The sequence below is a fragment of the Flavobacterium sp. B167r genome, assembly GCF_056824315.1.
Genome location: NZ_CP124859.1, coordinates 4,342,830 through 4,361,833, shown reverse-complemented (window position 1 = coordinate 4,361,833; position 19,004 = coordinate 4,342,830). Strand labels below are relative to the sequence as shown.

14 protein-coding genes are annotated in these 19,004 nt (G+C 34.3%); 8 read left to right on the top strand and 6 right to left on the bottom strand.

Going from position 1 to position 19,004, the window contains the following annotated elements; genetic code table 11:
* The 4 genes from QLQ96_RS19180 to QLQ96_RS19165 all read right to left on the bottom strand — a co-directional run bounded on the left by QLQ96_RS19180 (position 1) and on the right by QLQ96_RS19165 (position 4,855).
* Entirely contained in the window at positions 1 to 1,224 is a 1,224-nt protein-coding gene (locus QLQ96_RS19180; protein ID WP_482492569.1) for an extracellular solute-binding protein, read from the bottom strand.
* 2 nt (positions 1,225 to 1,226) lie between these two features.
* Positions 1,227 to 2,366 carry a CaiB/BaiF CoA transferase family protein gene (locus QLQ96_RS19175; protein WP_482492568.1) on the bottom strand — a complete coding sequence of 380 codons (1,140 nt, stop codon included), beginning with the start codon at positions 2,364 to 2,366 and terminating at the stop codon, positions 1,227 to 1,229.
* Between the two features lie 201 nt (positions 2,367 to 2,567).
* Positions 2,568 to 3,710, bottom strand: a complete 1,143-nt coding sequence (locus QLQ96_RS19170) for a CaiB/BaiF CoA transferase family protein (RefSeq protein ID WP_482492566.1) — start codon at positions 3,708 to 3,710, stop codon at positions 2,568 to 2,570.
* Positions 3,707 to 4,855: an ABC transporter substrate-binding protein gene (locus tag QLQ96_RS19165; RefSeq protein ID WP_482492565.1), complete on the bottom strand. Its 1,149-nt coding sequence runs from the start codon at positions 4,853 to 4,855 to the stop codon at positions 3,707 to 3,709. Before QLQ96_RS19165 ends, QLQ96_RS19170 begins: the two co-directional genes overlap by 4 nt.
* 398 nt (positions 4,856 to 5,253) lie before the next feature.
* Between QLQ96_RS19165 and QLQ96_RS19160 the strand changes: the two genes are divergently transcribed.
* The 4 genes from QLQ96_RS19160 to QLQ96_RS19145 all read left to right on the top strand — a co-directional run bounded on the left by QLQ96_RS19160 (position 5,254) and on the right by QLQ96_RS19145 (position 8,947).
* Complete coding sequence (locus tag QLQ96_RS19160; RefSeq protein WP_482492564.1) at positions 5,254 to 6,108, top strand: fumarylacetoacetate hydrolase family protein; 855 nt, start codon at positions 5,254 to 5,256, stop codon at positions 6,106 to 6,108.
* A gap of 18 nt (positions 6,109 to 6,126) precedes the next feature.
* Positions 6,127 to 7,140 (top strand): zinc-binding alcohol dehydrogenase family protein, encoded by a 1,014-nt coding sequence (locus QLQ96_RS19155; protein ID WP_482492562.1) that lies wholly within the window; start codon positions 6,127 to 6,129, stop codon positions 7,138 to 7,140.
* 172 nt (positions 7,141 to 7,312) lie between these two features.
* Complete coding sequence (locus QLQ96_RS19150) at positions 7,313 to 8,110, top strand: SDR family oxidoreductase (protein WP_482492561.1); 798 nt, start codon at positions 7,313 to 7,315, stop codon at positions 8,108 to 8,110.
* A gap of 6 nt (positions 8,111 to 8,116) precedes the next feature.
* Positions 8,117 to 8,947: an amidohydrolase family protein gene (locus QLQ96_RS19145; protein WP_482492560.1), complete on the top strand. Its 831-nt coding sequence runs from the start codon at positions 8,117 to 8,119 to the stop codon at positions 8,945 to 8,947.
* Positions 8,948 to 9,113: 166 nt separating this feature from the next.
* On the opposite strand, the gene QLQ96_RS19140 is transcribed toward QLQ96_RS19145, so the two are convergent.
* Entirely contained in the window at positions 9,114 to 10,784 is a 1,671-nt protein-coding gene (locus tag QLQ96_RS19140) for a glycoside hydrolase family 28 protein (protein WP_482492559.1), read from the bottom strand.
* A gap of 440 nt (positions 10,785 to 11,224) precedes the next feature.
* Here QLQ96_RS19140 and QLQ96_RS19135 point away from each other — a divergent pair, with 440 nt between their 5' ends.
* From QLQ96_RS19135 to QLQ96_RS19120, 4 genes are all read left to right on the top strand, one after another.
* A complete protein-coding gene (locus QLQ96_RS19135; protein WP_482492557.1) occupies positions 11,225 to 13,744 on the top strand; it encodes a right-handed parallel beta-helix repeat-containing protein in 2,520 nt (839 codons plus the stop codon).
* A 157-nt stretch (positions 13,745 to 13,901) separates the two neighbouring features.
* Positions 13,902 to 14,966, top strand: a complete 1,065-nt coding sequence (locus QLQ96_RS19130) for a Gfo/Idh/MocA family protein (RefSeq protein ID WP_482492555.1) — start codon at positions 13,902 to 13,904, stop codon at positions 14,964 to 14,966.
* Complete coding sequence (locus QLQ96_RS19125; RefSeq protein WP_482492553.1) at positions 14,963 to 16,543, top strand: sodium:solute symporter; 1,581 nt, start codon at positions 14,963 to 14,965, stop codon at positions 16,541 to 16,543. Before QLQ96_RS19130 ends, QLQ96_RS19125 begins: the two co-directional genes overlap by 4 nt.
* Before the next feature lie 198 nt (positions 16,544 to 16,741).
* Positions 16,742 to 18,688 (top strand): nuclease-related domain-containing DEAD/DEAH box helicase, encoded by a 1,947-nt coding sequence (locus tag QLQ96_RS19120; protein ID WP_482492551.1) that lies wholly within the window; start codon positions 16,742 to 16,744, stop codon positions 18,686 to 18,688.
* A 43-nt stretch (positions 18,689 to 18,731) separates the two neighbouring features.
* Here QLQ96_RS19120 and QLQ96_RS19115 read toward each other — a convergent pair whose 3' ends face one another.
* Positions 18,732 to 18,941 (bottom strand): helix-turn-helix transcriptional regulator, encoded by a 210-nt coding sequence (locus tag QLQ96_RS19115; protein WP_482492549.1) that lies wholly within the window; start codon positions 18,939 to 18,941, stop codon positions 18,732 to 18,734.
* Between the last annotated feature and the right edge of the window lie 63 nt (positions 18,942 to 19,004).

Genomic DNA, 19,004 nt, shown 5'->3' with positions numbered 1-19,004 from the left:
CTATTCTATTTTTTGAATATTAATTTGTGTTTCTTCTAATAATTGTGCCGAAGGAATATCGCTATTGATCGCTTTTAAAACCATATGATCTATAAATTCGCAAACTTTTGGCCAAATTGGAGTTTGTGGCAATGTCAAAGCATTTTCGTGCAGCATTTCCAATTTATGATAAAACGGAATCAAAGTATTGATTTCTTCATCTTTCCAAGTTGATTTTCTGCAGCCAATTCCGCCTTCTTTCGTCAACAATTTGTCGCTTTCAGCACTTGTTGCAAAACGTAGAAAATCGTAAGCTAGTTTTTTATGTTTACTTCCCGAACCAATTGTATACAACCAATACACATTCAAAGAAGCCGTTTTATGATCTGGATCGGATGGGAGGGAAGTAATGTCGATTTTGCCTTTTACTTTCGATTCTTCAATCACTTCAGCCATTGAAGCAAAACCGAACCAATTGATCGCCATTGCCGCTTGCCCTTCGGCGAAAGCCAAACCAGCTTCAACCGAACCAAATTCTCTAGATTTTGGATGAACAGCGTTTTTATCATTCACTATTTTTCTATAAAAATCTAAAGCTTGAATTCCAGCTTCACTATAAATAGAAATTTGATTTTTATTATTGATTAAAGAACCTCCGCGTGTCCACAATTGGAGACAGAAGTCAAAAACCATATTGTGTCCGTCTGGGTAATTCGCAAAAATAGTTCCGTATAGATTTTCCTCTGGTCGATTGAAAAAAGTGGCGATTTCAGTGAATTCTTGCCAAGTTTTTGGCGTAGAAAGTTCGTAACCAAATTGTTTTTTGAAATTTTCTTTTTCGATTTCGTTTTCGAATAAATCTTTTCTGTAAATCAGACATTCAGGCCCGTCGTGAAAAGGAAGTCCGTACGTTCCATTATCCAGTTTTTGCAAATGCAAAAGCGATTTATGCCATCCATACGGATAATTTTCTGGCGGATTTTCTGCTATAAAAGGATATAAATCTTGAACCGCTTTTTCGTGTACAGCATCAAAAATCCAATCGGTGTTGATGTGTGCAATATCCCATTTTCCTTCTTTTAAGCCTTTTTTAGAAATCGTAGTTTCGTATAATTCATGAAGTTCCATCGGAATCATTTCGGCTTCAACTTGAATATTATTTTCAATACAGAAAGCATCCCACAGCTTTTGCAATGTACTTTCGAAAGGATCGAATTTTCGAACAGCGATTCTAATTTTGTCCATATTTAGCAGTCTATAAATTCTTTAATAATACGTTCATTATCCTGACCTAATTTTGGTGAACCTTTTCCAGAGGTCAAATATTCGCCGTCAATTTTTATCGGGCAGCGCGTTGTTTTATAACTGTAGCCATCAAGCATTTCTACTTGTTGGGTGAAATTCAAAACTTTAAATCCATCTTCTGCAAAAAGCTGCTGATAGTTTAAAACTCCTGCACACCAAATATCTGCGGGTTCTAAAATATCCAACCAGAATTGGGTTTCCTGCGTTTGCAAATGATCTGCCAAGATGTTTTTAATCTCGTCTCTAAGCGTAAATTTATTCTCAGGAAACTGCAATAAAGCATCACATTTCAGCAAAGAAGCCAAAACGGGAATTGATCCCATAGCTAAAGCTAAATAGCCATTTTGGGTTTTGTAAATTCCATATGGCGCACCCAAATAAGCGTGTGCGTTGTTAGTTTTCGTTCGAACAGGCAATTCGCCACCATCATTGAAAAATGTAGTAATGGTTTCAAACTGAAAATCAAATGCCGATTCCAGCATGCTGACCTGAATTTGTGCTCCAATATTATGAGTTGCTTTTCTGTATAAAGCGGTTAAAATTCCTTGTGCTAAATGTGCTCCAGCAAGCATGTCTACAATTGACAATCCCATCGGAACTGGACCGTCTTCCTGATTTCCGCTTAGCCAAGTTAAAGCCGTTAAAGATTGCAAAAGCAGATCCTGGCCTGGTAAATCTTTCAAATCTGGATGTTCTCCAAAACCTGAAATCGATCCGTAAATCACATTCGGATTGATGTTTTTGACATCTTCATAACTTAAACCAATGCGCTCCATAACTCCAGGTCTGAAATTATGCATGACAACATCAGCTTTTGCTAATAATTTTTTTAGTTTTTGAAGCTCTTCTGGCTGTTTAAAATCAATCGCAAAAGATTCTTTGTTTCTGTTGATGGTATGAAAAACAGACGATTCGCCGTTCATAATCAAATCAGAAGTATATAAGGTTCGGCAGATATCTCCCGTTCCCGGTTTTTCAATTTTTATCACGCGCGCACCCAAATCGGCCAATCGTAAACTGGCTGAAGGTCCCGAAAGAAACTGACTGAAATCTACAATTAAATAATCTTCTAATGGTTTCATTTTTTCTGTTTAACCGTTTTTATGGTTTATTTATTGAATCGTTTTCATTCAGCAATAAAAATCTATTTTGATCTGCTCAGATCTTTTTAAATCTGCGTGAAATACTTTTTTGCGAATAGATTTTTTTCACGCAGATTTACACAGATTAAAGCAGATTAGACAGATTTAAATCTAAGCTGATGAATAATAAATTTTAACTTATTACTGAATAAACTCTTTATGTATCGCTAAATTATCCTGACCTACTTTTGGCGCTGCTTTTTCACTAAGCAAAATTTCGCCATCTAACTGAATCGGACTTCTAGTGGTAACCAAAGTTTCTCCTTCGAAATTTTTTACAGTTTGTTTCAACTGTAATTCGTTTACAAAAGGCTGATTGTCCAACTCTTCATAATTGAAAACTTTTCCGCACCAAATGCCTTCTTTCTGCAAGATTTCAATCCAATAATCAGATTTTTGGGTTTTAATTCTTTCGCTCAAAATCGTTCTGATTTCGTCTCGTTTTTCGAACCACAAATGTTTATCCGCGAAAGCGTTTAAATCCAATCCTAATGCTTTTCCGATGAAAATCAAATCCCCCATGGCAAGAGATAAATAACCGTCTTGCGTTTGGTAAACTCCGTAAGGAGCGCTTAAAAAAGCATGCGCACTTCCTTTAATATCACCACGTTCAGGCAATTGACCGCCATCGTTTAAGAAAGAAGTAATCGCTTCAAATTGAACATCCAAAATCGATTCTAACAAACTCACTTCAACCAAAACTCCTTTTTTAGTTTTGGCTCTTTTTAAAAGTGCGGCTAAAATTCCTTGTACAAAATGATTCCCGCACATTAAATCGGCAACTGCCAACCCAAACGGAACTGGACCTTGACTTTTGCGTCCGCTTAACCAACTTAAGCCAGAAAGCGATTGTAACAATAAATCTTGTCCTGGTTTTTTAGCCCATGGACCTTCATTTCCGTAACCTGTAATAGTTCCGTAAATAATTTGAGGATTTATAGAAAGTGTATTTTCAAAATCTAAACCGATTTTCTCCATTACACCAGGTCTGAAATTATGCGTCATAATATCAGCCTTTTCGATTAGTTTTTTAATCAAAACTAAATCATCTGGATTTTTTAAATCAGCCGCAAAAGATTCTTTGTTTCTATTAATTGTATGAAAAAGCAAACTGCTGTCGTCTACAAATAAATCTTTGATACTTAATTGTCTGCAAGCTTCACCTTTAACAGGACGTTCGATTTTAATCACGCGTGCGCCTAAATCGGCTAGTTTTAAACCAGCTGAAGGTCCTGCCAAAAACTGGCAGAATTCCAGAACAACTAATCCTTCTAAAGGTCTCATATCGACTGAATTTTTAGAGATTCTGCGTAAAGCCCATTCATTTCTTCTAATACTTTCAATTCGTCTCCGCCATTCATCAAATAATTGCGAACCACATCTCCCGCATGATCTTGGAAATACATGTGACCATAATATCTCGGACGAAGGAAAGCGCGCTCTAAAGCAGGTAATGTATTTTTGAAATAATCATGCGTTACACCATTAATTCTCTCGCTTTTCCAAGCTTGCAAATGTCCTGGCTGACCGCCATTATCGGTATAAATATTTTGCTGTACTTGTGATGAACACGTAAACTCAGCATATTTTATTGCCGTTTCAATATGTTCACTGAAGGAAGAAACAGCCAATCCTGTTCCGCCCAAAGAAGAAATCATTGGGTTGTCGTTCAAACGCACTAAATCATAAAAATGTAAAAGTTTATTGCTGTAACCACTTCTAGAATAATTAGAATATCCGTAAGCAAAAGGGCAGTAGGCAATTTTGTCAGAATTTACCATTGCTTCATAAACCTGAATTGGGTTTCTATTAAAGTTTTCTGGATCAATTAATTGCGCCAATTCTCTAAACATCTGAAGCGCTTTTTTTCCTGTACTTTCAGAAATTACTTTTTCTTCAGAAAGAAAAGGAGCTTCTCCTAAACTGCAGCAAAACATATAAAAACTCATTAAAACATCTACTGGAATTCCGGCGAAAGCCACCAAACCTTTTTTCGCTAAGGCTAATAAATCATCGTAGGTTTTAGGAATTTCTAAGTTATTTTTTTCTAAAACATCCAAGCGGGCAGAAGCAACCGGAGTTGCCGCATCGATAGGAAGCGCCCATAATTTGTTGTGAAAAACATAACTTCCGTATGATTTTCCAACGGTATTAATTTCTTGATCTTTAATATATTCTTTTGATAAATAATCAGATAAAGGAAGAATTGCTTTTGTCTGCGCTCCAAAACCAGTCCAAGGATGATCGATTACCAATAAATCAAATCTTTTGGCTAAGTCTTCAATCGAAGCATCGGCAAATTCTTGTAAACTTCTCTTTTCCCAAGAAATTTCAACTTCTGGATGTAGTTCTGTAAAACGCTGAGATGTAGCAACCATTGGAAGCAAACCTCTTGTGTGGTTCCAAGTTATGCCTTTTAATTTTATCATTTTATATAGTAATTTTGGGTAGTGAAATCGATTGAAATAATAAATGTAAAAAATACAATTACAAAAGTAGGAATAAGATTCAAATGCGCAAGAAATACAAACTTTATTCAAGAATCTTTTTGCATAAATTGGCATTTAATGATATTATTTTTACAAACCATCTAAAAAATGTTATAAAAATTTAAAGTTTGACCACTTTTAGATGAGGAAAATAAAATATATCTCGGATATTAATTTTTAAAAAGTATTTTTGTAATTGTATTTTTTACATTTATTATTTTTGATTTACTTTTTTGAGAAATTATGAATTTATAAATGCTGGAATATTGTAGAAGCAACCAATGTTGATGAAGTTCATTCATCAGAAAAAAATAAACTAATAATAAAAATATACGATTATGAAATTAATACGTTTTGGAGAAATCGGAAAAGAAAAACCAGGTGTTATAATTGGAGAAAAAAGATATGATGTTTCTTCAATTGTAACTGATTTCAATGAGAATTTCTTCGAAGAAAATGGATTAGAAAAATTACAAAAAGCATTAGAGAGCAATCCGACTTTACCAGAAGTTGATGCTTCGGTACGTTTGGGTTCGCCTGTGGCAAGACCTTCAAAAATTATCTGCATTGGTTTAAATTATGTTGATCATTGTAAAGAAACAAACGCTCCGATTCCGACAGAACCTATTATCTTTTTTAAATCTACAACCTCATTGTGCGGTCCAGACGACGATTTGATTATTCCAAAAAACAGTGAAAAAACAGATTGGGAAGTTGAATTGGCTTTCATCGTAGGAAAAAAAGCGAGTTATGTGGAAGAAGCTGAAGCTTTAGACTATGTCGCAGGATATGCTTTATTGAATGATTATAGCGAAAGAGCTTTTCAGTTGGAGCGTGGCGGACAATGGGCAAAAGGAAAAGGAAGCGATACTTTTGCGCCTCTTGGACCATTTTTGGCGACTAAAGATGAAATCGCAGATGTTGACAATTTAAAAATGTGGCTGACTGTAAACGGTAAAAAATACCAGGACAGTAACACGCTAAATTTAGTTTTCAAAATTCCATATTTGGTGCATTATTTAAGTCAGTTTATGACTTTGCTTCCTGGCGATATTATCAGCACAGGAACACCTCCAGGAGTTGGTTTAGGAATTAAACCAGATCCGATTTACATTAAAGCGGGAGATGTGGTAGAATTAGGAATTGAAGGTTTGGGAACAAGCAAACAGAAAGCTGTAGCGTATCAAAAATAAAAATTAAGAAAGTATAAAATGAAATATATTGTTTGCGAAAAACCGCAGGAATTTCTATTAAAAGAAACGAATATTCCAGAACCAAAAGAAGGTGAAGTTTTATTGAAAATTAAAAGAATCGGGATCTGCGGAACTGATATTCATGCTTTTGGCGGAACTCAGCCTTATTTTGAATATCCTAGAATTTTAGGTCACGAATTGGCTGCCGAATATGTAAAAGGAAATGCTGAAGGTTTTAAACCTGGAGATAAAGTAACTTTTATTCCGTATTTCAATTGCGGAAAATGTGTTGCGTGTAGAAATGGTTTGACAAACTGTTGTGTAAATATTAAAGTTTTCGGCGTTCATATTGATGGTGGAATGGCTGAATATGTTTCAATTCCAGAACAATATTTGCTTCACGGTCAAGGTTTAGATTATGATGAATTGGCTTTGGTTGAACCTTTGGCAATTGCAGCGCACGGCGTTAGAAGAGCGTCTGTAAAAGCTACAGATACGGTTTTGGTAATGGGTGCAGGACCAATCGGAATTGGTTTGATTCAGTTTGCTAAAATCGCTGGTGCAAAAGTTATTGTAATGGATATCAACGATTACAGATTGAATTTCTGTAAAGAGCAATTGCAAGCAGACGAAACGATTAATCCTTTAAATGATGACGTCGCTGCAAAATTGGCTGAATTGACAAACGGTGATATGGCAAATGTGGTAATTGATGCAACTGGAAATCAGAAAGTAATGAACAGCGCTTTCAATTATATTTCGCATGGCGGAAGATTCGTTTTGGTCGGACTTCAAAAAGGGGAACTAAGTTTTAGTCATCCTGATTTCCACAAAAGAGAGTCAACTTTAATGAGCAGTAGAAATGCAACTATCGAAGATTTCGAATACGTAATGAAATGTTTGAAAGAAGGAAAAATCGATCCGAAAAAATACATTACGCATAGAACGAGTTTCTCTGAAATGATTAATGATTTCAAAAATCTAATTGATCCTAAAAATAATGTGATCAAGGCGTTGATTGAAATAGAATAATTTTTTTTAACACATAGAAGCATAGAATTTTTTGTTTTGCGAAAGAGAATGGAAAGAAACTAGTTTCTAACACATAGTTATATGTGAATGGAAATTAGTGAAACGCCTTTTTAGATTCCTATAAACTATGTTTCTATGTGTTTAAATTATTTCAAACTTTAATAAAAAAAGAATGGATTTAAACTTAAAAAATAAAATTGTTGTCGTTTCTGGTTCGGCTGGAAAAGAAGGCAGTATAGGAGAAACAATCATTAACAGATTGGCTGATGAAGGCGCGATTCCGGTTTTGATTGACAGAAACGCAAGAGGTTTCGAATACGTAGAAAGACTTCAAACAAGAGGGGTGAATTCTTTATTTGTGCAAGCCGATGTGACTGATCCTGTTGCCATAGAAAATGCTGTAAAAGTAATCGGAGCAAAATACGGCAGAATCGACGCGATAATCAATAATGTAGGTGTGAATGACGGAGCAGGATTAGATTCTAGCTACGAAGATTTTATGAATTCATTGAAATTGAATGTGGCAAGTTATTTTCTTTTGGCTAAATATTCACTTCCATATTTAAAAGAATCAAAAGGGAATATTTTAAATATTGGTTCAAAAGTCGCTTTAACTGGACAAGGTGGAACTTCGGGTTACGCTGCTGCGAAAGGTGGAGTTTTGGGCTTGACAAGAGAATGGGCAGTCGATTTGATTCAGTTTGGAATTCGTTCTAACGCGATTATCATTGCAGAAAGTTATACGCCAGCTTACGAAGATTGGATTAAAACATTGCCAGATGGCGAAACGGTTTTGAATAAAATCAACAAAAGTATTCCGCTAGAAAGCAGAATGACGAAAACAGAAGAAATTGCAGATACAGCGCTTTTCATCATTTCAGAAAAATCATCGCATACTACAGGACAATTTGTTTTTGTGGATGGAGGTTACGTACATTTAGACCGCGCATTAATCAGCGATGTTAACTAAGAAATTATGAGTAAAAGAATTGATTCCCATCAGCATTTTTGGAAGTTTGATCCCGTTAGAGACAGTTGGATTGATGAAACGATGAAAAATATTCAGAGAGATTTTCTTCCTGAAGATTTACAGCCAATATTAAAAGAAAATCAGTTTGAAGGTTGTGTTGCAGTTCAAGCAAGCCAGACTGAAGAAGAAACTCATTTTTTATTGGATTTAGCTTCAAAAAATGATTTCATAAAAGGTGTTGTCGGCTGGATAGATTTGAGAAATGAAAATATCGAAGAACGTTTACAATTCTTTTCGAACGAAGAAAAACTGAAAGGTTTTAGACATGTTGTTCAAGGCGAACCAGATGATTTTATGTTTGGAGCGGAATTCAGAAACGGAATCCAAGCATTAAAATCATTCGATTATACGTATGATATTTTAATTTTCGAACGTCAATTGCCAGCTGCAATCAGTTTGGTAAAAGACTTTTCAAATCAGCGATTTGTAATTGATCATATCGCAAAACCAGATATCAAATCAGGAAGCATTGATTCTTGGAAAAAGGGTATCGAAGAAATCGCTAAATACGACAACGTTTACTGCAAAATCTCAGGAATGGTTACAGAAGCCGACTGGAAAAATTGGAAATCAGAAGATTTAAAACCATATTTAGATGTAATCTTTGAAAACTTCTCTATCGATAAATTAATGTACGGATCGGATTGGCCTGTTTTAAACGTTGCTTCTGATTATAATGAAGTGGTAAAAACTTTAGAAGATTATATTGCTAAATTTTCAATTGAAGATCAGAATAAGATTTGGTTTGAGAATGCTGAAACATTTTATAAAATATAATTTTTTTGAACCATATAAGTGATATAAGTTCAATTTAGCTGGTTCTTAATTATTTCTCGTAAAGACGCCAAGTTGCAAAGTTTTATTTTCTAAGCGACTTGGCGTCTTTGCGAGATTTTTTGCATTTAATTTTAAATGAACTTATATCACTTATATCGTTCAAAAATTAAAACTTAACTGCTTTCTTAGGAACATCTTTTCCGATTGTAGTAGTTTTCGATAAACCACTCAAATCGATATTTTTAGTTGCTTGACCATCAATAGTAATAGTGTTTGATGAACTAGTATTAAATTCTACATTCTTCAAAGAAAGGTTTTGAACATTGTACACCTCAAAGGCATTTTTAGATTCGATATCTAATTTTATATTGTTGATTTTAATTCCGTTTGCATCAATTATAGAAAAGCCTTTTTGTGCTTTTGCGATCAAGTTTGAAATCTCAATATTTTCCAAATTCATTTCAGGAAGACCTTGTAAAAACACTGCTTGTTGAGCGCCTCTAATCGTAATGTTTTTGATTGAAATGTTTTTAAATTGAGGTGTTTCTTCGTTTACAGGAACCAATTTTGTAGTTACCGTATTTCCTCCTTCAGCTAAGGTTTCAGCAATTGATTTTCCTCCATAATACAAATCAAAAGAAATCGCTTGAGACGGAATATCAGTCATAAAAACATCAGAAATAAAGATGTTTTCTACAACACCGCCGCGTCCGCGTGTGCTTTTGAAACGCAGTCCGACATCTGTTCCCATAAAAGTACAGTTTGAAACGTGCAGATTTTTTACACCTCCAGACATTTCGCTTCCAACTGTAACACCTCCGTGACCGTGATAAACAATATTGTTTTTTACGATGATATTTTCGCAAGGAACACCTCTGTCGCGTCCGTCTTTGTCTTTTCCAGATTTAATACAAATTGCATCGTCGCCGACATCAAAACTTGAATTTTCAATGATTACGTTTTTACAAGATTCAACATCCAATCCATCACCGTTTTGAGAAAACCATGGATTTCTAACTGTTACATTTCTCACAATTAAATCTTCAATTAATAAAGGATGAATATTCCAAGCTGGAGAATTTTGAAAAACTGGTCCGTCAAACATAACTCTTTTACTGTTTTGAATGCTCACTAAAACCGGACGAAGAAAATCGTGAATCGCTTCAAAATCTTCTTTAGTTTTCAAGTCAGGACGAACGTTTTGATCCGCGCCTTTTGCACCTTTCAAATATTGTTCAGAAGGATACCAGCTGTCTTTCTTTTCGTTTAAAACTCCGCCAGAAGCTACAAATTTCTTCCATTGCTCGTCTGTCAATTTGCTCTTTTTAACTTGTCTCCAAGCTTCGCCAGAACCATCCCAAACGCCGTTTCCAGTAAAAGCTACGTTTTCAAGGTTTTTACCATAAATAGGAGAGATGCAACGCCAAGTATTTAAACCTTCAAAACTAGTTTCGATAATTGGATATAAAGTTTTGTCTGTAGAAAATTTGATTAAAGCACCTGTTTCTGCGTGAAGTTCGATATTGCTTTTCAAAATGACCGGACCCGTAAGCCAAATTCCTGGTGGAATAATTAGTTTTCCTCCTCCTTTTTTAGAAAGCGCCTCAATAGCATCTGCAAAAGCTTTTGTGTTTAAAACGTAACCGCCATTTACAGCCCCGAAATCTTTTAGATTTACTGAATTAGCTGGAATTACAGGCTCATTAACTTTTGGCATTTTGAATTCGACATTGGCATAAGTATCGTAAGATGTGCTTTGAGCATTTGCATTTTTAGATCCCAAACAAAGCATTATTGCCATTGCGAGAGAAAAAAGATTTAATCGGTTGGTTTTCATTGTTAGTAATTTTTTGGTGTTATTTTTATAGATGTGAAAAATTACTTCTCACATAAATAATAATATTTAAATGTAATCGATTACACAAATCTATTAAAAAAAGTTTAAAAAACAGAATTGTGGAGAAAGTTTTGAACCATATAAGTAATATAAGTTCATTTTAGTTGGTGGTGTTGCTCGCAAAGTCGCTAAGAAAACTTTTACGTCTTTGCAACTTCGCGAGATTATTAAAAAGCAAAACTTCAAATTAACTTATATTACTTATATGGTTCAAAAAAGACAACAGCAGGAGGGTACAGGATACATATAACTTTATGTTCAAGTAAATTGGACGAATTATTTGGTAAAAGTGTTAAAAATACATTTATTTGTAAATTATATATGCTTAAAATTGACTGCCTTATAATTTTTACCCAGAAAAAAAATCAAAATATTAAATAATGCGTTTAAATTCATTTACTAAAATCCTGAGCTTCTTTTTAATCCTCTGCATTTCGTTTTCTATGAGCGCGGCTGAAATTTGGGTTTCCCCGAAAGGGAGCGACAAAAATTCAGGGACAAAAGAAAGTCCGTTGGCAACTGTTCACATGGCAATGCGAAAAGCCAGAGAGCTTCGTCGTTTAAAAGATTCCTCTGTAAAAGACGGTATTCGTATCATTGTCATGAATGGAACATATTATTTAAATGAACCTTTATTCGTAAGACCTGAAGATTCTGGAACCGCTGAAAGTCCGACAACAATTGAAGCGGATGCAAATTCAAAACCAATAATTAGCGGTGGAATCGAAATCAAAAACTGGACAAAATCGACAACAGTTATCAACGGACTTAAAAAAGGTGCTGTTTGGGTGGCTGATGCTCCAAAAAAAGCGGGAACTCTTATCGATTACAGACAATTATGGGTAAATGGTAAAAAAGCTGTAAGAGCGAAAAATACTGCGGGAACAACAATGGAGCGTATTCTATCATGGAATCACGAAGAACAAACTTGTTGGATTCCGTTTAAAGATAAGTCAGTTAAATACGAACCTGGAATGGAAATGTTTATTGTGCAATGGTGGTCGAATGCCAACTTGCGTATAAAAAACATTGAAGTGCAAAAAGACAGTGCAAAACTTTCGTTTGAAGAACCAGAAAGTCGTATTCAAAGCGAGCACCCGTGGCCAGCACCGTGGATTTCTAAAAACAACGGAAATTCGGCTTACTTCTTAAACAATGCTTTTTCACTTTTAAACGAACCTGGAGAATGGTATTTAGATAAGAAAAATGCTAAAATCTATTATATTCCAAGAACTGGAGAAGAAATTAATTCGGTTACAGTTACAGCGCCAGTTTTAGAAAATTTGGTTGAAGTAAAAGGAACAATCGATTCTCCTGTGCATCATTTTAGATTTAAAGGAATTTCATTTCAATACAGCAACTGGCTTCGTCCTTCGCAGCAAGGTCACGTTCCGTTACAGTCAGGGTTGTATTTGTTAGACGCTTACAAATTGAAACAGCCTGGAACTCCAAATCAGGCGAATTTAGAAAATCAGGCTTGGGTTGGAAGACCTCGCGCAGCGGTTGAAGTCAATTATTCGAATAATATTCAGTTTGAATCTTGCCGTTTTGAGCATTTGGCTTCGACTGGTTTGGATTTAAATAAAGGAACGAATCACAATACGGTAAAAGGAAATTTATTTAAAGATATTGGCGGAAGTGCGATCAATGTTGGGATTTTCTCGGAGGAAGCTTTTGAAGCCCATTTGCCTTTAATCATAAAAGATGAAAGAGAAATGTGCTCTGATGAAGTTATTGCCGATAACTTAATTACAAACGTAACCAATGAAGATTGGGGAACTTTAGGAATCAGTGCAGGTTTCGTTAGAAATATTACGATTGAACACAACGAAATTTCAGATGTATCGTACTCTGGAATGGCAATGGGTTGGGGTTGGACACACACACCAAACGTGATGCAGAACAACAAAATTTTAGGAAATAAAATTCATCATTACGCCAAACATTTACATGATGTAGCGGGAATCTACACGCTTTCTGCACAGCCAGGAAGTCGAATTGAAGAAAATTATATTGACAAAGTTTACAACAGTCCGTATGCTCACGATCCGTTTTTGTGGTTGTATTTGTATACGGATGAAGGTTCTGAAGGTTTTACAATTAAAAACAACTGGATTGCCGAAAAGAAAATCTTAAAAAATCATAACGGTCCAAAAGGAAATATTTGGGAACATAATGATCCGTATGTAAGCACAAAAATTAAAGATGCTGCGGGAATTAGAGCGCCTTACAAAGATTTAGAAAAAGAAGTCGTAATCGACGAAAAATGGGGATTGCAGGAAATGCCAAAACCATACGCAATCGAATTGATTGGTTCTGATTTTGATATCGAAAAAATCAAATCGACTTTGACAGGTTTTAGAATTGTGGGTCAGGAATTGTACCAATGGAAAAATCATTTGGTGATTTACGGAAAAATGAATCAGCCAGAAAGAACAAAACGAAAACTAGCGGGAGCTTTTCCTTCTTTAGAAATTAAAATCTATGAAGATTTGGTTTACGATTTCCAAAACTTCGAAAGATGTAAAGATTCAAAACCAGCATCAGATTGGGAAAATGTAGTTTTAACAGCCAATCTTCCTGCCGATGAAAAACTACAGAAAGAATATGTAGAGTATCATAAAACGCAATTCGAGAAATGGCCAGAAGTAGCAAAAGGTTTCTGTAATGCCGATTTCCAGCAATTACAGGTTTTCAAAAAAGACAGACAATTAATCTTGGTAATCAGTATTCCGAAAGGTGAAAATTTGGATAAATTAAATCCGAAAACAACACAAAATAATCCTCGCGTAGACGATTGGAATACTTTAATGAAAAAATACCAAAGCGGAATCGATGGCACAAAACCAGACGAAACTTGGATTTTCTTGAATAAAGTGAATGTAGAGGAGAAGAAATAAAAGAGGAAAGAAGCAAGAAGAAAGATCGTAGTGGAGATTCAAGAAAAAAGAAAATCTGCTGGATCTGCTTAATCTGCGTGAAAAATAAAACTAACCTCAAAGAAGATTTCGAAAAAATCTAAAATCTAAAATCAACAATCTAAAATAACCACAACCAATGTTAAAAATAGCCATTCTGGGACTTGGAGAAGGACGAAGCACAATGTCGGCGGCTTTAGAAAGTTCAAAATTAGAACTTGTAAAAGTGTGTGACAGAAGTGAAGAAATCTGCAAGCTGAGAGCAAAAGAATTTGATTTTCATTCCTACACAACCAATTATGATGATTTGTTAAACGATGAATCGATTGATATTATCGCGATTTATACGCCCGATCATTTGCACGCACAACACGTAAAACAAGCGTTATTAAGTGGAAAACATGTAGTTTGTACAAAACCGTTTATCGATGATCTTTCGGATGCAAAAGAACTTTTAGAATTAAGTAAATCAACAGGAAAAAAGGTTTTCATTGGACAAAGTTCGCGTTTCTTCGAACCAGCCAAAAGACAAAGAGCCGATTACGAAGCAGGATTAATTGGTGATTTAATCACCATTGAAGCACAATATCACGCTGATCATAGATGGTTTTTAAAGAAAGAATGGTCTTTATTACAGTCGTTTAAATGGCTTTATGGAGGTTTGAGTCATCCTGTAGATTTCATCAGATGGTATTTGCCAAACATTCAAGAAGTAATGGGCTACGGAATGATTAGCGCTAACGGACAATCGGCAGGATTGAAAAATGAAGATACGATGCACTTTATTTTCAAAGCGACTGACGGCAGAATTGCACGTGTAAGCGGTGTTTATACGTCACCAACTCAGCCTGCGCAACGTGACAGCGGAATGAGTACCATTTTGAGAGCAACAGAAGGCGCAAGCCAAGCCGATTATCACGAATTGCGTTATGCAGTTACGGATAAAACAGGCGAAGAAAAGGTAGTTACTTGGGGCGACAGCACTTTAAAATATTATTTCCGTTTTGAAGGACAAAGCCATCATGGCGGAGAATATCAGAACTATTTAGAATATTTTGTAGATAGTATCGAACAGAATTTCGAAGCGTATCCAAACATGGAAGAAGGAATTGGAACCGTAGCTTTATTGCAAGCAATGGACAAATCGCTACAAACTGGAATGCCGGTTAAAATTGCCGATATTCTTAACGAATACGGGCTATGAACAGTATCTACAATAAATTAACGACACTAGATTTTGTAATTGTTGCCATTTATTTGGTCGCTTTATTAGTGATTGGTTTTGTGGTAAGTGCCAAACAAAGAAAGAAAAATGAAACGCTTTTCTTGGCCGGAAATTCATTAAATTGGTACAGCATCGGGTTTAATATGTGGGGAACCAATGTTGGTCCGTCGTCTTTATTAGCTTTTGCGAGTATTGGTTACGCAACGGGAATTGTAGCAGGAAATTTTGAATGGTATGCCTTTGTTTTTTTACTGCTGTTGGCGATGGTTTTTGCACCGCGTTATATTGCAAGTAAAGTAAGCACAATGCCCGAATATATGGGAAAACGCTACGGGGACAGCACTCAGAATATTTTAGCTTGGTACGCTTTGGTTAAAATTCTGGTAAGCTGGTTGTCTTTAGGATTGTTCAGTGGAGGCGTTTTAGTGCGTCAGATTTTGGGAATTCCGATGTGGCAGAGCGTTACTGTTTTAGTGATTTTCTCTGGAATTTTCACTTTTGCAGGAGGACTAAAAGCGATTGCTAAAGTCAACGTTTTTCAGATGATTTTATTAATTATAGTTTCATTGACGCTTTCATATTTAGGATTGCAAAAATTGGGAGGCATTGATGTTTTAATTGCTAAAACACCCTCTAATTTTTGGAATTTAGTTCGCCCTTCTGACGATGCTCATTATCCGTGGCCAGCTATTTTATTAGGTTATCCAGTTGCTGCAGTTGCTTTTTTCTGTACCGATCAATCGATGGTGCAGAGTGTTTTGGGAGCAAAAAACTTAGAACAAGGACAGCTTGGCGTAAACTTTATTGGATGGCTGAAAGTAATGGCGCTTCCGTTATTTATTTTACCTGGAATTTTGTGCTACGCTTTATATCCAGAATTAGGAAGCAACTCCGATTTGGCTTATATGACAATGGTTACCAATCTTTTTCCAAGCGGAATGAACGGTTTGGTAATCTGTGTAATGATTGCGGTTTTGGTAGGAACAATTGGTTCTTCGCTGAATGCTTTGAGCACCGTTTTTACTAATGATATTTATGTAAAGAAAATCAACCCGACTGCGACGATTAAAGATCAAATTAGAATTGGTCGTTTAACGATTGCGGCAGGATGTGTATTTGCGATTCTGATTGCCATTGCGATTGACAATATCAAAGGACAGAATTTATTCAACATTTTTCAAGCGGTTTTAGGTTTCTTGGCGCCTTCGTTATCTGTGGTTTTCCTTTTGAGTGTTTTCTGGAAACGCACCACTAAAAAAGCCGTAAACGCAACGCTTTCTTGGGGTTCTGCTTTTAGTTTATTTGTTGGGGTTTTATATTTATGGATTTTCCCAGCCGATAAATACCCAGTTTGGCCTCACTTTTTATTGATTTCGTTTTACATTTTTGCGGTGCTTTTAATTGCTGCAGTTCTAATTTCGTTAACCGATAAAAATCCTGAGGTTAATGTTTCAGATGAAACTGATATTCCTAAAACTAGTAAGAAAGTGAAGTTGTTGTTTGGGTTGTTGGGATTGGTAATTTTGGCTTTGTATTTGGTTTTTAATGGGAATTAAATAATTTGATATATATTATAAAAAGCGCTTTCTTATGGAAAGCGTTTTTTATTTCTATAAAATGAAGAATAGTGAAAATGGGTGTAAATACTTATGAATTTGCGAAGAATAAATACTAGGTTTGTTTATATAAGATATTCAGATTGATTTAATCTGATATTTGAGTTAATTTTTATATAAGGTTTTTTAAAATAAATTATGGCAAAAATTTATCCGTCTTATGAAATGATAAAATCAATGAAAGTTCAACCTACTATGGGAGAACTTAGGCTTTTAGATTTTCTTATTGAGACATTAGATGATGAATATGAAATTTTCTTTCAGCCATTTTTGAATGGAGATTGTCCGGATGTAATTTTAATGCGAAAAGGAGGGGGTGTTTTGATTATAGAGGTAAAAGATTGGAAACTTGAAAGTTATCATCTAGACCAAAAAAAAAGATGGTTTGTTAATTATAATAATGCATTAATAAAATCACCTATTTATCAAGTAATGCAATATAAAGAGAATATTTATAATTTGCATATCGAGAATTTATTAGAACTTCGTTTAAAAGATTATAGATATTGGTTTGTAGTTAATTGCGCTTTATTTTTCTACAATGAAACTAGAGATGAAATTTTTGATTTTCTATTTACTCCGTTTGATAGTAAGTATGAGTCTTTAACTCTTGGAAACCCTAAAGATGAAGAATTTGATTATTTAGAAAAATCTAGGAATAATTATGCAACTTTCATTAAAAAAAATGTAGAAATTATTGGGCGAGACACTTTAAATAAAAAGGATTTTGAAGATATATTAGATAGGACATGGATAAGTAAAAAATCTCATTACTTTAAAGATGATTTGTATGAAAGTTTTAGTAGATATTTGATTCCGTCTTTTCATTCTTTTGAAGATGGTAAGAACTTTAACTATACAAAAAAACAAGAGCAATTTTTTGAAAGTAAGGAAGGTGAACAAAAAATTAGAGGAATCGTAGGAGCGGGTAAAACATTAGTATTGGCCAAAAGGGCAGTTAACGCGCACAAAAGAACAAATGATAAAGTTCTTATCTTAACATATAATATTTCATTAAAAAATTATATTCATGATAAAATTAGTAACGTGAGGGAAGATTTTATATGGAATAATTTTCATATTGTAAATTATCATGATTTTTTTAATTCGGTATTGAATAATCTAGGGATTCAATTTGATATTCCAGATAATTTTGACAATTTTGATAGTAATCAAAAGGAGAGGTTTTTTAATGATAATTATTATGGAAATATTGGATTATTTGAATCACACAAAAATGAAATCCAAAAATATTCTACTATAATGATTGATGAAGTTCAAGATTTTAAAACAGTCTGGCTTCGCCAATTGAAAAAATATTTTTTGAGTGATAACGGAGAGTTTGTAGTTTTTGGTGATAGTAAACAAGATATTTACAACCGAGTTGGATTAGTTAACGACAAGAAAGAACTAATAATACCAGATAGTCCTGGTAGATGGGGAGAGTTAAATCAATCTTTTAGATTAACTCCATCAATTACTACGTTTGCATTATTATTTCAACAAAAATTTCTTGTGGACAGACATAATATCGATGTCTTTGAAAATTTGGTAAAACCGGAACTTTTTGATAGAGTTCATTATAAATATTTGAGTAATCTTGAATATTCAGAAATTGCAGATTTTATTATAAATTTTTCTAAGAAATACAATTCTCACCCTAACGATATATGTGTGCTTTCTTTATCCGTTGAAGTTATTAGAGAAATAGACTGTCTTTTTAGAAAAAAGACTAATGAAAAAACGTTTATTATGTCAGAGACATCGGAATATTATAATCATCTTTTTAAGTTAAATGGAAAGTCGAAAAAGCTAAAAGAAGAAGTAGACAGAATTAGAAAAAACAAAAAACTTCATTTTTGGATGAATTCTGGAATTACAAAGTTTTCCACTGTACATAGCTATAAAGGTTGGGAAATTAAAACTTTATTCTTGATTGTTCAGCCTGAAATATTAGAATCATCTTATAAGGAATTAATATATACAGGTTTTACAAGATGTATGAATAATTTAGTAATTATAAATATTAACGATTTAGAACTTGATGGATTTATGCGAAAAATTGATTTCGTTGATATTGAATAATTTTTTCCATTTAATATTTTACTAAATATTTTTGGTTTAGGGATTACTTTCCTGTCGAAACCAACAATTCCCGAATATCAACCTTCAAATATTTAGAAATCTCATAAAGCGTTTCAACAGAAGGTTGAATTTCATTTGTACACCAGCGAGAAACAGTGGTTTCTGTTTTTCCTAAATGACTTGCTAAATCTTTACCATTTCTATTTTTTTCTGCCAAAACAGATTTTATTCTATTCAAATTTACTTTTGACACATTGTTAGTTTATGAATTCTCCTGCAAATATCGCAAAAATTTAAAGACTTGAAAATCAAAGTT